This is a genomic window from Cellulosimicrobium sp. SL-1 (genome assembly GCF_011033075.1).
In the GTDB taxonomy this organism is placed as follows: Bacteria; Actinomycetota; Actinomycetes; order Actinomycetales; family Cellulomonadaceae; genus Cellulosimicrobium; species Cellulosimicrobium funkei.
This window is the reverse complement of record NZ_JAACJC010000013.1, coordinates 31,777-50,641: the sequence shown is the minus strand read 5'-3', so window position 1 is coordinate 50,641 and position 18,865 is coordinate 31,777. Positions and strand designations below refer to the sequence as shown.

Annotated in this window: 14 protein-coding genes; 8 read left to right on the top strand and 6 right to left on the bottom strand. The window is 75.5% G+C overall.

What is annotated here, in order from left to right; translation table 11 throughout:
• Nucleotides 1-20: 20 nt before the first annotated feature.
• On the bottom strand, nucleotides 21-971 hold the full coding sequence (locus GWJ10_RS18415; protein ID WP_034655252.1) for a sugar-binding domain-containing protein: 951 nt from the start codon (nucleotides 969-971) through the stop codon (nucleotides 21-23).
• A 230-nt stretch (nucleotides 972-1,201) separates the two neighbouring features.
• Between GWJ10_RS18415 and GWJ10_RS18410 the strand changes: the two genes are divergently transcribed.
• The 5 genes from GWJ10_RS18410 (at nucleotide 1,202) to GWJ10_RS18390 (ending at nucleotide 7,561) form a co-directional block, all read left to right on the top strand.
• Nucleotides 1,202-2,950 carry a glycerol-3-phosphate dehydrogenase/oxidase gene (locus GWJ10_RS18410; RefSeq protein WP_061266713.1) on the top strand — a complete coding sequence of 583 codons (1,749 nt, stop codon included), beginning with the start codon at nucleotides 1,202-1,204 and terminating at the stop codon, nucleotides 2,948-2,950.
• Nucleotides 2,951-3,138: 188 nt separating this feature from the next.
• Nucleotides 3,139-3,885 carry an MIP/aquaporin family protein gene (locus GWJ10_RS18405; protein ID WP_233139602.1) on the top strand — a complete coding sequence of 249 codons (747 nt, stop codon included), beginning with the start codon at nucleotides 3,139-3,141 and terminating at the stop codon, nucleotides 3,883-3,885.
• 136 nt (nucleotides 3,886-4,021) lie between these two features.
• The gene (glpK, locus tag GWJ10_RS18400; RefSeq protein WP_021482287.1) at nucleotides 4,022-5,539 is read left to right on the top strand and encodes a glycerol kinase GlpK; all 1,518 of its coding nucleotides are present in this window, start codon (nucleotides 4,022-4,024) and stop codon (nucleotides 5,537-5,539) included.
• 151 nt (nucleotides 5,540-5,690) lie between these two features.
• Entirely contained in the window at nucleotides 5,691-6,200 is a 510-nt protein-coding gene (locus GWJ10_RS18395; RefSeq protein ID WP_163188846.1) for a pyridoxamine 5'-phosphate oxidase family protein, read from the top strand.
• A gap of 53 nt (nucleotides 6,201-6,253) precedes the next feature.
• Nucleotides 6,254-7,561, top strand: coding sequence for an alpha/beta fold hydrolase (locus GWJ10_RS18390; RefSeq protein WP_206158443.1), 1,308 nt, complete (start codon nucleotides 6,254-6,256; stop codon nucleotides 7,559-7,561).
• A gap of 66 nt (nucleotides 7,562-7,627) precedes the next feature.
• Here GWJ10_RS18390 and GWJ10_RS18385 read toward each other — a convergent pair whose 3' ends face one another.
• Complete coding sequence (locus GWJ10_RS18385) at nucleotides 7,628-9,181, bottom strand: hypothetical protein (protein WP_163188845.1); 1,554 nt, start codon at nucleotides 9,179-9,181, stop codon at nucleotides 7,628-7,630.
• A 298-nt stretch (nucleotides 9,182-9,479) separates the two neighbouring features.
• On the opposite strand from GWJ10_RS18385, the gene GWJ10_RS18380 reads away from it, so the two are divergent.
• Complete coding sequence (locus GWJ10_RS18380) at nucleotides 9,480-12,107, top strand: LuxR C-terminal-related transcriptional regulator (protein ID WP_163188844.1); 2,628 nt, start codon at nucleotides 9,480-9,482, stop codon at nucleotides 12,105-12,107.
• 12 nt (nucleotides 12,108-12,119) lie between these two features.
• Here the strand turns inward: GWJ10_RS18380 and GWJ10_RS18375 are convergent, their stop codons facing one another.
• The gene (locus GWJ10_RS18375) at nucleotides 12,120-12,731 is read right to left on the bottom strand and encodes a hypothetical protein (protein ID WP_163188843.1); all 612 of its coding nucleotides are present in this window, start codon (nucleotides 12,729-12,731) and stop codon (nucleotides 12,120-12,122) included.
• Nucleotides 12,732-13,014: 283 nt separating this feature from the next.
• On the opposite strand from GWJ10_RS18375, the gene GWJ10_RS18370 reads away from it, so the two are divergent.
• On the top strand, nucleotides 13,015-13,965 hold the full coding sequence (locus GWJ10_RS18370) for a hypothetical protein (RefSeq protein ID WP_061266707.1): 951 nt from the start codon (nucleotides 13,015-13,017) through the stop codon (nucleotides 13,963-13,965).
• A gap of 138 nt (nucleotides 13,966-14,103) precedes the next feature.
• Complete coding sequence (locus tag GWJ10_RS18365) at nucleotides 14,104-15,480, top strand: hypothetical protein (RefSeq protein WP_061266706.1); 1,377 nt, start codon at nucleotides 14,104-14,106, stop codon at nucleotides 15,478-15,480.
• Between the two features lie 83 nt (nucleotides 15,481-15,563).
• Here the strand turns inward: GWJ10_RS18365 and csrA are convergent, their stop codons facing one another.
• The 3 genes from csrA to GWJ10_RS18350 all read right to left on the bottom strand — a co-directional run bounded on the left by csrA (nucleotide 15,564) and on the right by GWJ10_RS18350 (nucleotide 18,741).
• Nucleotides 15,564-15,803: a carbon storage regulator CsrA gene (csrA, locus tag GWJ10_RS18360; protein WP_061266705.1), complete on the bottom strand. Its 240-nt coding sequence runs from the start codon at nucleotides 15,801-15,803 to the stop codon at nucleotides 15,564-15,566.
• A gap of 69 nt (nucleotides 15,804-15,872) precedes the next feature.
• The gene (locus tag GWJ10_RS18355) at nucleotides 15,873-16,724 is read right to left on the bottom strand and encodes a hypothetical protein (protein WP_163188842.1); all 852 of its coding nucleotides are present in this window, start codon (nucleotides 16,722-16,724) and stop codon (nucleotides 15,873-15,875) included.
• Entirely contained in the window at nucleotides 16,696-18,741 is a 2,046-nt protein-coding gene (locus GWJ10_RS18350; protein WP_061266703.1) for a flagellar biosynthesis protein FlhA, read from the bottom strand. Before GWJ10_RS18350 ends, GWJ10_RS18355 begins: the two co-directional genes overlap by 29 nt.
• Between the last annotated feature and the right edge of the window lie 124 nt (nucleotides 18,742-18,865).

Here is an 18,865-nt window from a genome sequence, read left to right as displayed (position 1 = left end):
CGCATATGTGCGCTCTGCGCTCACGAGCCCCCGACGAGGTGGGCCGCCGTGATCTCGTCGACGACGAGGTCGGTCACCACGCCCGCGCGCAGGGCCGCGCGCAGCGGCGCCACCTTGTTGTCGCCCGCGACGGCGCACACCCGCCGCGGCACGCGCCGCAGCTCCTCGGGGGCCGGCCCCGTCGCGCGCTCGTTGAGCGCGATGTCGCGGTAGGTCCCGTCGGCGCGGAGGAACACGGTGCAGACGTCGCCGACGACGCCCTCGGCGTCGAGGACCGCGATGTCGTCAGGGTCGAGGTACCCCGCGGAGTACACGTGCGACGGCACGCCGCCGGCGACGGCCCCGACGGAGAACAGCGCGATGTCGGCCCGGTGCTGCACGTCGAGCACGCGGCGCACGGACCGCTCGCGCCACATCGCGCGCTTCGTCTCCGCGTAGTCGAAGAACGCGGGCACTGGGAAATGGTGCACGTGGGCGTCGAACGCGCTGCCGAAGCCCGCGATGAGGTCGCCCGCGTAGTGCACGCCCGACGTCCGCGTGTTCGCCGCCCCGTTGAGCTGCACGACGGCGCTCCCCCGGGTCGGCTTGCGGGGCAGGTGCCGGGACACGGCCGAGAGGGTCGTGCCCCACGCGATCCCGAGGATCATGTCGGAGTCGAACCACGTCGACAGCAGGCGCGCGGTCGTCAGCGCGACCTGCTCGAGCCGCTCGACCTGCGGCGCCTGGTCGGGCACGGGGACCACGTAGGCGTCGATCCCCCACGTGCTCGCGAGGTGCTGCCCGAGCCCCGGTCCGCGGCTGCGCGCGGGGCGCAGCGAGATCTCGACCAGGCCCGTGTCGCGCGCCCGCTTGACCAGCCGCGACACGGTGGACCGCGACGTGTGCAGGTGCTTGGCGATCGCCTCCATCTTCATGTCCTGGAGGTAGTACATCGACGCCGCGCGCAGGACGTCCTGCTCCCGATCGACCATCGCGGTCTCCTTCCCGTCACCCCCATTCTGCACGTTCGTGCACCACGGTTGCGCGGGCGTTCGCAGCGTGGTGGTCTGGACCGTGTGCCTTCGCGCCGGAGACCCCGGTGCGCGCACGGCGGTTCCCGCTCGCGCACCCTGGTCGGGCGTGGGACCGTCGCTGTGAGCGCACCGTGGGCGCGATCGTCCCGCGGCGTGCCGCAGCACCGAGGGACGAGAGAGGAAGACGGATGGCATCCACGAGACTCACCGCGGACTCCCGGCGGCAGGCGCTCGCCGCGCTCGAGGCCAGCACCAGCGCGGACGCCGAGCTGGACGTCCTCGTGATCGGCGGCGGGGTCACCGGCGCCGGGATCGCGCTCGACGCGGTCACGCGCGGTCTCTCCACCGCGATCGTCGAGGCGCAGGACTGGTCGGCGGGGACGTCGAGCCGGTCGAGCAAGCTCGTGCACGGCGGCCTGCGCTACCTGCAGATGCTCGACTTCCACCTGGTCAAGGAGGCGCTCACCGAGCGCGACCTGCTGCTCAAGGAGATCGCGCCGCACCTCGTGCGCCCGGTCCCCTTCCTGTACCCCCTCGAGCACCGCGTGTGGGAGCGTGCCTACGTCGGCGCGGGCATCGCGCTCTACGACACGCTCGCGAGCGTCGCCCCCGGACGCCGCGCGATGCCGCTGCACCGGCACCTGTCGCGCAGCCGCATGGAGAAGAAGTTCCCCGACCTCGCGCACGACGCGGCCGTCGGCGCCGTCCAGTACTGGGACGCGTCCGTCGACGACGCCCGCCTCGTCTCGACGCTCGTGCGCACCGCCGCGTCGTACGGCGCGCACGCGGCCTCCCGCACGCAGGTCGTCTCGCTCACCAAGGGCTCGACCGGCGCCGTGAACGGCGCCGTGCTCCAGGACCTCGAGACGGGCCGCGAGATCACCGTCCGGGCACGCGCCGTCATCAACGCCACCGGCGTCTGGACGGAGGACACCGAGGCGCTCGCCGGCAGCGAGGGCGGGCTGCGGGTCCTCGCGTCCAAGGGCATCCACATCGTCGTGCCGCGCGAGCGCATCAAGGGCCAGGTCGGGCTGATCCTGCAGACCGAGAAGTCGGTCCTGTTCGTCATCCCGTGGTCCCGCTACTGGGTCATCGGCACGACCGACACCCCGTGGGAGCAGGAGCTCCAGCACCCCGTCGCGACCGCGGCCGACATCGACTACGTGCTCGAGCACGCGAACGCCGTGCTCGCCCACCCCCTCACGCGCGACGACATCATCGGCACCTGGGCGGGCCTGCGGCCGCTGCTCCAGCCGGGCACCAAGGAGGGCACCAGCTCCGCGAAGGTCTCGCGCGAGCACACGGTCGCCTCCCCGACCCCGGGCCTCACGGTCATCGCCGGCGGCAAGCTCACCACCTACCGCGTCATGGCGAAGGACGCGGTGGACTTCGCGATCGGCCAGCGCGCGAGCGCCCTGCCGTCGATCACGCACAAGATCCCGCTGCTCGGCGCCGTCGGCCTCGACGCCGTGCGCCGCCAGGCACGGCCCTGGGCGTCCCGGTACGGCTGGACCCCGGCCATGGTGGACCACCTCCTGCACCGGTACGGGTCGAACCTGCGCGAGCTCGTCGAGCTGTGCGAGGCGCAGCCGGACCTGGCCCGCCCGCTCGAGCACGCGCCGGCGTACCTGCGCGCGGAGATCGCGTACGGCGTCTCCCACGAGGGGGCGCTGCACCTCGAGGACCTGCTGCTGCACCGCACGCGGCTCAACTACGAGGTGCCCGACCGGGGCCTCGCCGCGCTGCCCGAGATCGCGGCCGTCGCCGCCGAGATCCTCGGGTGGGACGACGCGACGCGCGACGCCGAGATCGCGAGCTACACCGCCCGCGCGGAGGCCGAGGCCGCCGCCGAGCAGGAGCCCGACGACGCGTCCGCCGAGCGCACCCGGCTGGAGGCGCCCGACGTCGCGCCGCTCCAGCCGCTCCGCACGACCTGACAGCTGCACATCGCCGCGAGCGAGCCCCGGTGGCCGACCGACGGGTCGGCCCCGGGGCCCCGCACACCGACCCCACGGGGCGCCACGCCGACGGCGGACCGACCCGAGGACCCGGCGCTCAGGTGCGTCGGGACGGTTGAGACAGAGAAGTCCACCACGAAAGAGAGAGCACGATGGATCAACTCCTCATGAACGCCTTCTGGTCCGAGATACTCGGCACGGCGACACTGATCCTCCTCGGCGCGGGCGTCGTCGCGAACGTCGTCCTCCCGAGGACCAAGGGCTTCAACGGCGGCTGGCTCCTCATCAACTTCGGATGGGGCCTCGCGGTCTTCGCCGGCGTCTACGTGGCCTACAAGTCGGGTGCGCACCTCAACCCGGCCGTGACCATCGGCCTCTTCACCGCCCAGGAGCCGTTCTTCTCCGTGACCGGCCCCGAGGGGCTCGTGACGGCGACCATCGAGCCGACGGTCGGCAACATGTTCCTGTACTTCGGGGCCCAGATGATCGGTGCCTTCATCGGCGCCGTGCTGGCGTTCCTGGCGTACAAGAAGCACTTCGACGAGGACGCGCCCGGCGCGACCAAGCTCGCGGTGTTCTCCACCGGCCCGGAGATCCGCTCCTACGCGTGGAACTTCGTCACGGAGGTCATCGCGACGTTCGTGCTCGTGTTCTTCGTCGTGGCGTCCGGCAAGACCCCGTCCGGCCTGGGGCCGCTCGCGGTCGCGCTCATCGTGGTCGGTATCGGCGCGAGCCTCGGTGGTCCCACCGGCTACGCCATCAACCCTGCCCGTGACCTCGGTCCCCGCATCGCGCACGCGGTGCTGCCGATCCGGGGCAAGGGCTCGAGCGACTGGGCCTACGCCTGGGTCCCGGTCGCCGGTCCGCTGGTCGGCGGCGTCCTCGCCGGCCTGCTCGGGGCCGCCTGGGTCTGACCGACCCGGACGACCGGACCTCTCCCCCGCGTGACCGGGGAGCCGGGGGCCTCCCCGGTCACGCGACCCGCGCCGTCGGGCGCCGGGCACCAACGCCGCAACCACACCCACACCGACGTGAAGGACTGAACGCACCATGGCCGACTACGTTCTCGCCATCGACCAGGGGACCACGAGCTCCCGGGCCATCGTCTTCAACCACTCCGGGGAGATCTACTCCACCGGGCAGCTCGAGCACGACCAGATCTTCCCGCGCGCGGGGTGGGTCGAGCACAACCCCGAGCAGATCTGGAACAACGTGCGCGAGGTCGTCGGTCTCGCCCTCACCCGAGGCAACCTCACGCACGAGGACATCGCGGCCGTCGGCATCACGAACCAGCGCGAGACGGCCGTCGTCTGGGACAAGACCACGGGCAAGCCCGTCTACAACGCCATCGTCTGGCAGGACACGCGCACCCAGAAGATCGTCGACGAGCTCGGCGGCGACGAGGGCCCCGAGAAGTACAAGTCGATCGTCGGTCTGCCGCTCGCCACCTACTTCTCCGGCCCGAAGATCAAGTGGATCCTCGACAACGTCGAGGGCGCGCGCGAGAAGGCCGAGAAGGGCGACCTGCTGTTCGGCAACACCGACACGTGGGTGCTGTGGAACATGACGGGCGGCACCGAGGGCGGCGTGCACGTCACCGACGTGACGAACGCGTCGCGCACGATGCTCATGGACCTCGACACGCTCTCCTGGCGCGAGGACATCGCCGCGGACATGGGCATCCCGCTGTCGATGCTCCCCGAGATCCGGTCGTCGTCCGAGGTGTACGGTCACGGCCGGCCCCGCGGCCTCGTCCCCGGCGTCCCGATCGCCGGCATCCTCGGCGACCAGCAGGCGGCGACGTTCGGCCAGGCGTGCTTCGAGGTCGGCCAGGCCAAGAACACGTACGGCACCGGCAACTTCCTGCTGCTCAACACGGGCACGGAGAAGGTCATGAGCAAGAACGGCCTGCTCACGACCGTCTGCTACAAGATCGGCGACGCACCCGCGGTGTACGCGCTCGAGGGCTCGATCGCCGTGACCGGCTCGCTCGTGCAGTGGCTGCGCGACAACCTGGGCATGTTCGAGGACGCGCCCGACGTCGAGTGGCTCGCGGGCAAGGTCCAGGACAACGGCGGCGCCTACTTCGTGCCGGCGTTCTCCGGCCTGTTCGCGCCCTACTGGCGGCCCGACGCGCGCGGCGCGCTCGTGGGCCTCACGCGGTACGTCAACCGCAACCACATCGCGCGCGCCGCGCTCGAGGCGACGGCGTTCCAGAGCCGCGAGGTCGTCGACGCGATGAACGCCGACTCGGGCGTCGACCTCACCGAGCTGCGCGTCGACGGCGGCATGGTCGCCAACGAGCTCCTCATGCAGTTCCAGGCCGACCAGCTCGGCGTCGACGTCGTGCGCCCCAAGGTCGCCGAGACGACGGCGCTCGGCGCCGCCTACGCCGCGGGCATCGCCGTCGGCTTCTGGAAGGGCGAGCAGGACGTCATCGACAACTGGGCCGAGGACAAGCGCTGGAGCCCGTCGATGGAGTCCGGCGAGCGCGAGCGCCTGTACCGGAACTGGAAGAAGGCCGTGACGAAGACCATGGAGTGGGTCGACGAGGACGTGGAGCAGTAGCCCGTCCCGGGACCACCTGCCGAGGGGGTGGGGTGCACGGCGCCGCGGCGTCGCGCACCCCGCCCCCTCGTCGTGCTCCCACGGGGCGAGTCGCGCGCGTCGTGCCTAGCGTCGAGGTGCCGCGCCCCGCGGCCCGACGACGGGAGACGACATGACCGGCACGCACCACGAGCAGCCCCACGCGAGCTCCGACGAGGTCGCCACGGTCCGCGAGCTCATCAAGGACGAGAAGATCGCCATGCTGACCACCGTCGCGACCGACGGGAGCCTGGTCAGCCGGCCGATGGGCGTCCAGGCCGTCGACTTCGACGGCGACCTGTGGTTCTTCGCCGCCGCCGACTCGCACAAGGTCGCCGAGATCGCGCGGGACTCGGCGGCGAACGCGGCCTTCTCGGGCTCGACGTCCTGGGTCTCGGTGTCCGGGCGCGCCGCGGTCGTCCGCGACCGCGACAAGATCCGCGAGCTGTGGAACACGGTCGCCGACGCCTGGTTCCCCGACGGCCCGGACACGCCCGGCGTGGTGCTCGTCCGGCTGCACGCCCACTCCGCGGAGTACTGGGACTCCCCTGGCGGCCGCGTCGCGACGCTGTTCAGCCTGGTCAAGGCGAAGGTCACCGGCTCGCGCTACCACGGCGGGGAGAACGAGACCGTCGAGCTGTGACACGTGCCGCCGACCGCCGGGAGCGCCGCGCGCGGCGCGGCTAGGGTGGCCGGGTGAGCGTCGCCCACGAGACCGCGTACACCCTGCCCGGCATACACGTCACCGACCGCGAGCTCGAGGTGCCGCTCGTGTGGGACGACGACACGGACCCTCGCCGCCTCACGCTGTTCGTGCGCGAGCTCGTCGACCCGGTCCGGCGTCACGACGACCTGCCGCTGCTCGTGTTCCTCCAGGGCGGCCCGGGTGGCAAGGGGCCCCGGCCCACGGGGCCGGACGGCTGGGTCGGCACCGCGCTCGCGACGCACCGAGTGGTGCTGCTCGACCAGCGCGGCACCGGCCGGTCCTCGGCCGTGCGCGGGGCGGCGCTCGCCGCGCGCGGCCCGGGGGCCGCCCAGGCGGAGTACCTCTCCCGCTTCCGGGCGGACGCGATCGTCGCCGACGCCGAGCACGTGCGCCGGACGGTGTACGGCGGGCGGCGGTGGACGTCGCTCGGCCAGTCCTACGGCGGCTTCCTCACGATGACGTACCTGTCGCGTGCGCCCGAGGCGCTCGCCGCGTGCTACGTCACGGGCGGGCTGCCCGGCCTGACGGCGGACGCGCGCGAGGTGTACCGCCGCACCCAGCCGCGCGTCGTCGCGAAGAACGCCGCCTACCGGGAGCGGTACCCGGACGACGCGGCCCGTCTCGCGCGCGTCGCCGACCTCCTCGCGGCCGACGACGTGCGCCTGCCCGACGGCGACCGGCTCACCGTGCGCCGGCTCCAGTCGCTCGGCACGGACCTCGGGATGAAGCCCGGCCCGGAGCGCATCCACTGGCTCGTGGACGAGGCGTTCGACGCGGACGCGCCGGACGCCCTCACGGACACGTTCCTCGCGGAGGTCGCGGCGGCGACGTCGTTCCGCACCAACCCGCTCTACGCCGTGCTCCACGAGTCGATCTACGCGCAGTCGGGCACCGGCCCGACTGCGTGGGCCGCCGAGGCGGTCCGCGCCGAGGAGCCGGCCTTCGACCCGGCGGCGCGACCGCTGCTCCTCACCGGCGAGATGATCTACCCCTGGATGCTCGAGGAGATCGCCGCGCTGCGGCCGTTCCGCGCGGCGGCGGAGGCGCTCGCCGCGCGCGAGGAGTGGCCCGACCTGTACGACCTCGACGTCCTCGCGCGCAACGAGGTGCCCGTCGAGGCGGCGGTGTACGTCGACGACATGTTCGTCGACGCCGGGCTCTCGCTCGAGACGGCGGCGCGCGTGGGCAACGTCCGCACGTGGGTGACGAACGAGTTCGAGCACGACGGCCTGCGCACGGGCGACGTCCTCGCGCGCCTGGTCGAGCGGCTCGGCGCCCGCGGCGGCCCGCGCGCCTGAGGCGTGCCGCGCCCGGCCCGCTGGACGGGCTGCGGCGCCCGGCTCCCAGACCCCGGCTGGGCGGAGTCAGGCCGTCTGGTCGCGGCGCGCGCGCAGCACCCACGCCCCGGACACGAGCGCCCCGCCCAGCACCAGTGTGAGCAGGTCGAACCCGGCGTCGCCGCGCGGCGGGGCCGGTGGCACCGCGGCGGGCGCCCCGCCCGCGGCCACGACGACGGCGCCCGACGGGTCCGCCGTGCCGACCACCGGCGCCAGGTCGAGCGCGGGCCCGTCCGCCGTCGTCGGCGCGGACGCGTCCGGTGTCGCAGCGGGCGCCGGGGCGGCCGGAGCAGGCGACGCGGGCGGGGCGGCGGGCGCCTCGGGGACGGCCGGCCCGTCGAGCACGAGCTCCCACGACGCCTCGCCGACGAGGACGTAGCCGTCGAGCGCGCGCGCCGTCACGGTCACCGTGCCCCGGGCAGGATGGCGGCCCGGGGCGAGGACCCGCTCGTCGAGGACGAACTCCACGCCGTCGGCCCGCGGCACCTCGACCGCGGCCGCCGCGCCCGGGCGCGCGGCGACGACCACGGGCGTCGGCGCCCGGACCTCGGTGAGACCGGAGAACACGAGCTCGACGGCGCGCGACCCGTCCGACCCCGGCAGCACCGGCTCCGCCGCGCCCTCGGCCGCGAGCCGCAGGCCCGCGGCCGGGGAGAGCGTCAGGACGACGCGCGCCACGTGGTCGAGGTACCCCTCGACGGCGTGCGTGCTGCCGGGCGGGAGCACCGCGCCGGTCGCGTCGCGGACGACGAGGCCCTCGGCGTCGGGCACGGTGTACGTGTCCGCCCTACCCGGGCCGTCCTGCGCGGCGGGGAGCACCGCCGTGACGACGGGGAGCAGCTCCGTGACCGCCTCGGCGGCGGACCGCCCGTCCGGGAGCTGCAGCACGTGGCCGTCCTCCGCCACGGCCGTCGCCCGCAGGACGCCGCCGTCCCGCGGCGCCTCGACGGTCCGGTACCCGTCGACCACGACCACGGTGCACGTCATCGGCTCGCCGCCCAGGGACCAGCGCACGCCCTCGACCACCGGCACGAGGTAGACCGCGTCCCCGGCCGCCGCGCGGACGAGGACCGGCGGCAGCACGACCACGCGGGGCGCGGGCCCGCCGTCGGGCACGGTGGGGTCGGGGCCGGGGGGCGTCTCGCCCTCCTCCGGGGCCGCCGGGTCGGGAGCGGGGACGGAGGGAGACGCGCCCTCCTCCGGAGCGGCCGACCCGGGCGCGGGAGGCTCCGGTCCGTCCGGCACGGGAGCGCCGGGCACGGCAGGCACGACCGGCCCGACGCCCACGGTGCCGGCGCCCGCGCCGGAGCCGGAGTCCGTGCCCGCGCCGGGGTGCGTGCCGGATGCCGCGTCGGGGCCCGTGCCGTCGGCCGCAGCGGTGGACGTCGCCGCACCCGCGGCACCGGGCCGGCCGTCCTCCACGACCCGCGCGAGGGTCTCCGTCGCCACGGGCGCGACGCCCGGGTCTGCCGTGGCACTGGCGACCGGGGCGGCGTGGGCCGTCGTGGACGCGCCGACCACGACGGCGCACACCAGCACCGCGGCGAGCGCGGTCCGTGGGCGGGCCCGGTGCACAGACATGGGCGTGCGGCTCCTCTCCGGTCGCGTCCGCGGGTGGACGCGACCGAGGCCCCTATGCACGCGAGGGGCCGCGCTGTCCGCATCGTCCCCGGGCGTCCCGTTTCGTCCGGGGTGGCGGGAGCCGCGGGCGACCTGGTTCGAGCGCTTCACCCGCCTTCCCCGAGAACCGGCGCACCTCCTCGCCTAGGGTGAGAGCGGATCACGGCGCGGTGCCGGCTCTCGGGGCGGAGCCGTGGCCGGACGCGGTTCGCCGCCGTCCGTCCGCCCGCCCGTGGAGCGGGGGAAGCACGGAGGCAGCATGTCGGTGACGGACACGACGACGTTCCGTCTGTACGGGGCGCCACGCCCCCCGCACACCGAGCTCGTCCGCGAGCGCCTGCTCGACCGGCTCGAGGTGGACGCCGCTCTCCGCGTGGTCCGCGGCCCCGCAGGTGCGGGCAAGACCTCCCTCCTCGCCGAGTGGTCCCGACGCCGGGCCACGCCGGGTCTCTGGCTGTCCGTCATCCCGGAGATGTCCCGGACGGACCTCTGGCGCGCGGTCGCGCGACGCGCCGCGCGCGCCGGGCTCGTGGCGTTCGAGGCCGCGCTGGGTCCCGCGGAGCTCGCCCCCGACGACGTGCCCGGCCGGCTGGCCGACGCGTTCCTCGCGGTGCCCGGGGAGGTCGTGGTCGTCATCGACGACTACCAGGACGTCACGGACGCCGCGGTCCACGACGACGTCCTCGCCCTGCTGCGCCTGTGCCCGAACCTCTCCGTGGCCGTGGCCACGAGCACGGTCTCCCCCCTGGAGGCCGCATCGGTCGGGCTCGAGCTCGACCGGACCGTCATCACGGCGGACCAGCTGCCGCTGACCCGGGACGAGACGGCCCGCATGCTGCGCCAGGCGGGCGTGGACCTCGACCCCGCGGAGGCGCACGTCCTCACCGGCGGCCAGCCGCTGTACCTGCGGGTCGCGATGCTCGCCGCGGAGATGGCCGGCTCCCACGGGACCCCGGCGCACGTCCAGGTCGCCGACGAGCTGCTGCGCGCCGCGCTCGAGAAGCAGCTCGAGGGCGCCGAGCGCCCTCGGCTCGAGCAGGTCCTGCGGCGGTGCGCGGTCGCGGACGTCCTCACCGCCGACCTCGCCGTGGCGCTGACGCGGGAGCCCGCGGCACCGCAGCTGCTGTGGATGCTCGAGGAGCGCGGGCTGGGTGCGTGGGAGCGACGTCCCGCGGGCCGGGTCTTCGTCCTGTTCCCGGTGGTGCGGACGTTCGTGGCGGAGCGCGTCCGCGAGGAGCACCCGGACGAGTGGGGGCTCGCCCAGCTCGCCGCCGCACGCTGGTACCTGACGAACGGCTATCCCGTCGAGGCGCTGCGGCGCGCGGTCGGCGCGGGCGACCTCGGGCTCGCGTCCTCGGCCGTCTCGCGGTACTGGGGCGAGCTGCTCGAGCCGCAGGCGCTGGCCCGCCTCGACGTCCTCAAGGGCCTCCCGCAGACGGACCTGCGGCGCTGGCCGCTGCTCGCCGGGGCCCTCGCGATCCACCACGACAGCGTCCCCGGGGAGCGCACCGAGGCGATCGAGACGTACCAGCTGACGCTGGCCGCCCTGCGCCCCCGGGCGAGGGCGACCTCGACGACGGAACGCGTCGTCCTGGACGTGCTCGAGAGCGTCGCGCTGCGTTCCACGAACGCGACGCAGCGCGCGCTCGAGCCGGCGCGCCGGGCTCGGCAGACGCTCGACGAGCTGGGCGTGGACGAGCGCCGGGAGCTCGTGCGCGAGCTGCCCCGGCTCCGCGCCGAGGTCGCGATGTCGTTCGCGCGGGCGGGCGCGGACGACGAGGCGCTCGCCACGCTCGAGGACCTCGGCGGCTCCCCCGCCGTCGACCCCCGCACGCTCTACGGCCTGTCGCTGCGTGCGCTCGTGCTCGCGCTCCGCGGGGACCTGCCGGAGGCCGTGCGCGACCTCGAGGTCATCGAGGCGTCGCCCCACGCCGAGGTCCGCGCGGGGCGCGACGACCACCTGTACCGCATCGCCCGCGCGATCGTGTGCCTCGAGCGCTTCGACGCCCGCGGCGCCCAGGCCCACCTCGACGTGCTGCGACCGCACCTCGCGACGCTCGAGACCCGCCCGGTCGTCGCCACGGTCCAGGCGTACGTCGACCTGGTGTCCTTCGAGCCGGCCCTGGGCATCGAGCGGCTGCGCCGCTACATCGAGTCCGAGCGCGGCCGCCGCCGCATCTCCGCGCGCGACATCGACCACCTCGACTACGTGAGCGGCCTGCTCGGGCTCGCGCGCGGCCAGGTCGGCGCGGTGCACTCCTGGCTCAAGGTCGCCCCGGCGACGTCGTCGCTCACCTGGCTGCTGCGGGCCCACGTCGCCCTGCTCACCGGCCGGTGGAGCACCGCGCGGGACGTGCTCGTCGCGCACACGCCGCCGCGGACCGCCGCGCCACGCCTGCGGGCCGCGCACGCCGTCCTGCTCGCCGCCGCCCTCACGCACGCCGAGGAGGAGACGCAGGCGCGCGACGCCCTGGACAAGCTCGCCGGCGTCGCCGAGGACCGACGGCTGCGGTTCGCCCTCGCGCTCCCCGCCCGGCACGACCTCCTCACGCTCGTCGAGCTCGCGGCACGGAGCAAGGACCAGACGGCGCAGCGCCTCATCGGGGACGCGGAACCCGTGCCGGAGCTCTTCGCCGCGACGGTCGACCTCCCCCAGCCCCTGTCCGACCGCGAGGTCGTCGTCCTCGACACCCTCATGCGGCACGCGACCGCGGTCGACGTCTCCCGGAGCCTCACCGTGTCCGTGAACACGGTGAAGAGCCAGCTCCGCTCGATCTACCGGAAGCTCGGGGTGCGTCGGCGCGAGGACGCCCTCGCCCGCGGGATCGAGCTGGGGCTGCTCCCGGCCCAGCGTCCCCTGCCCGCGAGCGGCACGGACGGGCGCTGAGGCCCGGGCCGGTCAGACGAGGTCGTCGACGATCTTGGCGGACGCGCGCATCTCGGCGCGCGCGAGGTCGTCGTCGATCTCGCGCCCCGCGGCGATGAGCGCCGCGCGCGGCAGCCACGAGAAGACCACGAGGACGGGGTAGCTGTCCTCGCCCACGTACACGCGGCGGCGCCAGGCGGCCCACGCCACGGCGCGCGTGAGCGTGCGCACCGGGTCCTCGAGCTCGTTCGCCGCGTGCGCGGCGTTCTCCCACCCGTGCTGCGCCTCGCTCATGACCCGCGCCCCGCCGTGCCCGAGCGGCCGGGCGAGCGCCGCGAGGCCGATGTCCTCGGCGATCACGACGGCCTCCGACGGGACCAGGTCCAGGCCGTCCCGGTACGTGCCGAACGTCGCGGGGTCCAGGTGGCGCCACGGGTCGTCGTCGGGCAACGAGTCCAGGAGGTCGGTGAGGGCGCCGGCGAGGAGCGTCACGGCGCGCAGCGGGTGCGCCTTCGCCTGCGCGCGCATCGCGGCCATGGTCGCGAGCCGGTCGTCGGGGTCGATGAGCGGCTCCACGAGGCCCACGGCCCAGATGGCCCAGGTCGTGTCGTCCCACGGCGCGCCGGCGCCCTCCTCGGGGGTCACCGCGACACCACCCCGCCCGGGGCGTCGGCGGCCCGGCACGGCGACGCCGTCGAAGCGCAGGACGCTGCGTGCACCCGGTCCACCTCCTGATCTCGTCCTGCCCTGTCCAGCCGGCGAGCCCGTCGCCGAGGACAGCATCCCACCGTGGCGACGTCCGCGAAACACCCGCGGCGGGCGAAGCGTGCGGAGATCACCCGCTGCCCGGGGCACCCGAGGGTGAAGTCCGGTGTGAAAGACGGTGTCCCGCGCGCCAGGAGCCCCTCCGGGTCCGCATGCTTGGACCGTGACCGACCGGACCCTGCTCGACCCGCGCCCGCAGCGGGCGCGCGACGCGCGTCCCGTGCGCGCCGTCGACGAGGGCCCGCAGGAGGACGACGACCCCGGGGCGCTCCGGGACGAGGTCGCCCGCGTCGTCGCGATCGAGGACGACGACCGCTACCGCGCCGAGGTCTCGGCGCTCCTCGCCGCCCACGCGACGCAGTGGCGCCGGATCGCGGCGCGCCTGTGCCGCACCAACTCGGTGCCCGCGGCTCAGCACCTCGACGACGTCGCGGCGATCGTCGTGGAGACCGCCTGGGAGATGCTCGAGCGGTCCCGGCGCGACCCGGCGTACCTGCGCAGCATGCGCTCGTTCCTCGCCATCGTCGTCTACACGGCCCGGCCCCGGGTCCGCTCGTTCCTCGACCACGCGACCGCGCCGGCGTCGGGCATGGTGGCCGCGCAGCGTCGCCGCCGCGAGCTCGCGCGCACGCGGTCGGAGCTCGCCGCGCTGCGCGGCGCGGCACCCTCGGTCGAGGAGGCCGTCCGCGCGACGAACGAGCGCCTCGGCGCCCACCGGGCAGACGTCGTCCGGCAGGGCATGGTCGTGACGGAGGCCGACGAGCTCGTGCTGCGCGGCGCGCTGTCGTTCGACGAGGCCCTGGACTCCGCGCGCACGACGGACGCGCACGCGGACTGCGTGCTGCACGCGGTCGAGGTCCCGGCGCTCGTCCGCTCCGTCGTCGACGCGGCGCACGCGGAGGACCCGGTCCGCGGACGGGTCGCGGCGCTCTGGATGTCCGAGGCCTACGGGGGCGGCGGCCCGCTCCCGGGCCACGACACGGTCGTGTGGATCGCCCGGACGCTGGGTCTGCCCCGGCACCGGACCGTCGCCCACATCGACCGGGTCCGGGTGCTGGCGGCGCAGCACCTCCGGGACGTCGGCATCGTCCTCGACGCCGTGGACAGCGTGTGAGCGCGAGCGTCGCTCCACGACCCGCACCTGCCGGGAGGCCCGCGGCGTACCGCGGCGAGCAGGAGAACCGCACCGTGGCGCGCACGGGGACCAGGGGGCGGCCGCAGGGCGGGCGCAGGAGCACGGGGGCAGCAGGACATGTCTGACGAGGGACCCGGGTCTCGACGCTCGGTCGTCGAGGACGCACGCGTCGTCGCCGCGACGGTGCCGGAGGGCGAGCGCGAGCGCGCGGTGGACGGCCTGGTCGCCGCGCACGCCGTCGGGCTCGCGCGCGACGCCCGGCGGCACGTGCGCGCCGCGGGGGTCTCGGGGACGGACCAGGTCGCCGCGCTGCGGGCGGTGACCGACGCGCAGCGCGCCGTGCTCGACGACCTCGTCGCCGGTCGCCGTCCGCCCGAGGGCCGCGCCTGGTCGCCCACGGTGCGCTTCGAGGCACTGCGCGCGGTGCGCGCGCTGGCCGCGGAGGGCGCGGTCGCCGTCCCGCCGTACCGCCACCGCCTCGCGGCCGACCGCGCGGCCCTGCTGCTGCTCCGCGAGACCGCCGCCGTCGTGGACCGTCCCGCGCCGCGAGAGGTCGTCCGCGCGGGTGCCGTGGCGGTGGGGCTCCCGCCCACGCCGCACCCGCTGGACGAGGCCACCGCCACGCGCGTGCTCCCGACGGTCCGGCCTGCAGCGTCGGTCTCGTCGGCGCACACCCTCGCACGCCAGGAGCGCCGCCGTGCGCCCAGGGTGCGGGGACGCGCGCGCACCAGCGGCCCGGGTCGTCCCGTGCGCTGGGGCGCCGCCGCGGTGCTCTCGGCCGCGACGCTCGCGTTCGGGGTCGTCGTCGCGCCCGCGCAGGACGAGGTCGGTGGTGGCCCGGGCGTCTCGGCACGGCCCGAGCAGGTGCTCCTGGGCACGACCCCGGGGACCGGCTCGACCGCGTGGGCGCCGCTCGACGGCGCCGGCGCCGCATCCGTCCGCCTCGACCTGTCCTCCCCGGTGCTGACGGGCCTGGCGCCGTCGCCGGCACCCGCGGTCGAGCTCGTCGACGAGCCGGCGGACGAGCCGGTCGGTCCGCGGGTGGGCGACGCCGTCGAGGTGCCCGCCGCCGAGCCCGGCAGCGGGCCCGTGGTCGAGCCGCTGCCCGTGGTCGTGCCGGCCCCGCCGGGCCCGGCCGTCCCGCAGACGCCCGCGCCAGCACCCGCACCGGCCTCGGGAGCGGCGCCGGCACCGGCGGCCACGCCCCAGCCCGCGCCGCCGGCTGCAGCGAAGCCGTCGCCGAAGCCGACGCCGAAGCCCGCGCCGGCCGCTCGGCCCGCTCCGACGCCCGTGCCCGCGCGACCCGGGCCGCCCGTCACGCGTCCGGCTCTCCCGAAGCCCGACCGTCCCGCACCGCGGTCGGACGACGCACGCGGCTCGTCCCTGTCAGGGACGGCGACGCCGCAGCCGCAGACGTACGACGACCGGCGCCCCGACAAGGACTCGGGCCGGCAGGACCGGGGCCACGGCGGCGGCCGCGAGGGACGCGGGTAGCGCCCGGCGGGCCTCCCGACGGGACGGGCACCCCCGACGGCGGCTCTCCGCCGCCGCGGGCCCCGCACGTCCCGTGCGGTGCGTCAGGAGCGCGCGTCCAGCCCCAGCAGCGCGCGGGCGCGCGCCTCGCCCCCGGGCGCCCCGAGCGCGGCGGCCCGGTTGTCCGCGGCGACCTGGTCGACGATCTCGGCCCGGTGGACCCGCACCTCGCGGGGCGCGTCGATCCCGACGCGCACCCCGTCCCGGCCCACCGACACGACCGTGACCACGACGTCCTCGCCGACGAGGATCCGTTCTCCCACCTTGCGTCCCAGCACCAGCATCGCCACGTCCTCCTGACGTCCCGCGTGTCATCCTGACCGTTCGGAGGACCTATGCGGGTGCGGCGCGGGTCAGCCTGCGGGCCGCAGCTCGGGGAGCCCGAGCGCGAGCACGGAGTCGGGCGTCGCCGTCAGCTCGCGCCCGACCACGACCATGGCGCGGACCAGCACGAGCCGCTGCACCTCGGCGACCCAGCGCTCGGTGTCCGCGGGCTTGCGCGAGGCGTCGACCACGACCGCGACCTGCTCGGCGCCCAGCTCGTCGAGGACCCGCGCCACGCCGACCGCGTCCACGCGCACCCCGACGGCCACGACCGTGGCGCGGGCCGCACGAACCCCGCGGGCGCGCGCCTCGGTCGCCGCGCGGCGGTCGTCGACGCGCACCGTGTCGTCGTCGGTCGCGCTGCCCGCGCAGGCCGTGAGCAGGCCCTCCCGCTGCGCCAGCGCGCGGGCCGCCGGGACGACGTCCGCGGCCAGCCCGACGAGCGCCACGAGGTCGCCCGGCGCCGCGCGCGGCAGCGGCGACACGGGCGCGGGCGGGGCGGTGACGGCCGCGGGCGGCGGCTCCGCCGTCTCGGCCACGAGCTCGTCGAGCAGCGCCGCGAAGTCGTCGCCGCGGGTCGAGACCTCGACCGCCGCCGACGGCGCCGGGCGCAGCGCGTCGCCCTCGTCGGCGTCGTCGAGCAGCGCCGCGATGCCCGCCCGGCGGGCCGCGGGGAACCGGACCGGCCCGACGGCGGTCCGGGGCGGCGCGTCGCCCACCTCGACGACCACCTCGTAGTGCTGCCGCCCGAAGAGCCCCTTGAAGCCACCCGTGATGACCCGCTCGGCGGAGACGATCCGCGCGTCCGGGCCGTGCAGGCGCCGCGCCTGGGCGAGCACGGCGTCGAGGGACTCACCCTCGAGCCGCAATCGCCGGGGCATCGTTCACCACCCCGACCGTCTCGATGAGCGCGTTGCCCGCCGTCACCTCGGTGTACGACAGCACGGCGAGGTCGGGCACCTGCGTCGCGACGAGGCGCCGGACCGCCGCGCGCAGCGACGGCGCGCACACGAGGACGACGTCCTCGCCGGTGGCCCGGGCCTCCTGCACCCGCTCGCCCACGGACGAGCGGAACGCGTCGAGGCGCGCCGGGTCCACGACGATCGCGGTGCCCTGGTCGCCGCCGGGCTGGCGGCCCGCGAGCATCGCCTGCTCCAGGGCGGGCGCGATCGTCACGACCCGGATCGTGCCGGCGACCGTGTGCCGGGCCGGGATCGCCGGTCCGAGCGCGGCGCGCGCCGCCTCGACGAGGTGCTCGGGGTCGGTCGAGCGCTTCGCGGCGAGCGCGAGCGCCTCGTAGATCCGGGGCAGGTCGTTGACGGCGACCTGCTCCTCGAGCAGCCCCTGCAGGACGCGCTGGACCTCCGCGAGCGACAGCAGAGCCGGCGTGAGCTCGTCGACGGCCGACGGGTTGGTCCGCTTGACCTCGTCGGTGAGCACGCGCACGTCCTCGCGGGACAGCAGCCGCGCCGCGTTCGCGGCGATGAGGGCGGACAGGTGCGTGACGAGAACGGAGACCCGGTCGATGACCGTGGCGCCCGCCATCTCGGCGCTGTGCCGCATCTCCACCGGGACCCACTTGCCGTCCATGCCGAACACCGGGTCGACCGTCGCCAGCCCGGGCAGCGCGGCGAGGTCGTCGCCGAGCGCGAGGACCTTGCCGGCCGGCGCCTGGCCGCGACCGGCCTCGACGCCGGCGATCCGCACCGCGTAGGTCGACGCCGGGAGCTCCAGGGAGTCGCGCGTGCGGACGGGGGGCACGACGACCCCGAGGTCGGTCGCGATCTTGCGCCGCAGGGCGCGGACCCGTCCGAGCAGGTCGTCGTGCGCGCCGGTGACCAGGTCGACGAGGTCGGGCGCGAGCAGGATCTCGAGCGCGTGCACGCGCATCTGCTCGAGGAGGTCCTCGGTGCCGTCGCTGCGCGTGCCCTCCTTCTCGATCTGCTCGGCCGCGGCGCGCGCCACCTCGGCCCGCCGCTGGCTCGCCTTGATCTGCTGGGCCGCGATGATCAGGCCCACCCCGAGCACGAGGAACGGCAGCTTCGGCATGCCCTCGATGAGGGCCATGGCGAACGCCGCGACGCCCGCGATGGCGAGCGCCTGCCGGGACTGGACGAGCTGGCTCGACGCCTGCGAGCCGACGTCGCCCTCGCCCGAGTTCGAGCGCGTGACGATCATGCCCGTGGCGACCGCCATGAGCAGCGCGGGGACCTGGGTGACCAGCCCGTCGCCCACCGTGAGGATGGAGTACGTGTCGACGGCCTCCATGGCCGGCATGCCGTGCATGACGACGCCGATCACGATGCCGCCGAGCAGGTTGATGAGCGTGATGACGATGCCCGCGATGGCGTCGCCCTTGACGAACTTCGACGCGCCGTCCATCGCCCCGTAGAAGTCGGACTCCGCGGAGATCTCGGCGCGGCGGGCCCGCGCGTCCTGCTCGCTGATGAGCCCCGCGTTGAGGTCGGCGTCGATCGCCATCTGCTTGCCGGGCATCGCGTCGAGCGTGAAGCGCGCGCCGACCTCGGCCACGCGCTCGGCGCCCTTGGTGATCACGAGGAACTGGATGACGACGAGGATGAGGAACACGACCATGCCGATGACGAGGTTCCCGTCGACCACGATGTGGCCGAACGCGCCGATGACCTCGCCCGCGTAGCCGTCCCCGAGCACGAGCCGCGTCGAGGCGACGTTGAGGCCCAGCCGGAACAGCGTCGCGACGAGCAGCAGCGACGGGAACACCGAGAAGTCGAGCGGCTTCTTGACGAACATCGACGTCAGCAGGATCACGAGCGACAGCAGGATGTTGACGATGATGAGCACGTCGAGCAGGGCCGCGGGGATCGGCACGACGAGCAGCAGGACGATGCCGACGACGCCGAGCGGCACGGCGATCATGGCGAGGGATCGGTTCTTCACGCGGAACGCTGGTCCTTCCGGGTCCGGGGCGTCGGCGGCTGCTGACGCGACGTCCTATGCAGGTCGTGGCCGCCGCAGCGCGCGCCGACGGCTCGGCCGGGCG

What these genes read in the sequence shown, in the direction of transcription:
- GWJ10_RS18380 (WP_163188844.1), top strand. Translation starts at nt 9,480, where the DNA reads ATGTCGGTGACGGACACGACGACGTTCCGTCTGTACGGGGCGCCACGC.
- glpK (WP_021482287.1), top strand. Translation starts at nt 4,022, where the DNA reads ATGGCCGACTACGTTCTCGCCATCGACCAGGGGACCACGAGCTCCCGG.
- GWJ10_RS18365 (WP_061266706.1), top strand. Translation starts at nt 14,104, where the DNA reads ATGTCTGACGAGGGACCCGGGTCTCGACGCTCGGTCGTCGAGGACGCA.
- csrA (WP_061266705.1), bottom strand. Translation starts at nt 15,803, where the DNA reads ATGCTGGTGCTGGGACGCAAGGTGGGAGAACGGATCCTCGTCGGCGAG.
- GWJ10_RS18410 (WP_061266713.1), top strand. Translation starts at nt 1,202, where the DNA reads ATGGCATCCACGAGACTCACCGCGGACTCCCGGCGGCAGGCGCTCGCC.
- GWJ10_RS18355 (WP_163188842.1), bottom strand. Translation starts at nt 16,724, where the DNA reads ATGCCCCGGCGATTGCGGCTCGAGGGTGAGTCCCTCGACGCCGTGCTC.
- GWJ10_RS18405 (WP_233139602.1), top strand. Translation starts at nt 3,139, where the DNA reads ATGAACGCCTTCTGGTCCGAGATACTCGGCACGGCGACACTGATCCTC.
- GWJ10_RS18350 (WP_061266703.1), bottom strand. Translation starts at nt 18,741, where the DNA reads ATGATCGCCGTGCCGCTCGGCGTCGTCGGCATCGTCCTGCTGCTCGTC.
- GWJ10_RS18415 (WP_034655252.1), bottom strand. Translation starts at nt 971, where the DNA reads ATGGTCGATCGGGAGCAGGACGTCCTGCGCGCGGCGTCGATGTACTAC.
- GWJ10_RS18395 (WP_163188846.1), top strand. Translation starts at nt 5,691, where the DNA reads ATGACCGGCACGCACCACGAGCAGCCCCACGCGAGCTCCGACGAGGTC.
- GWJ10_RS18385 (WP_163188845.1), bottom strand. Translation starts at nt 9,181, where the DNA reads ATGTCTGTGCACCGGGCCCGCCCACGGACCGCGCTCGCCGCGGTGCTG.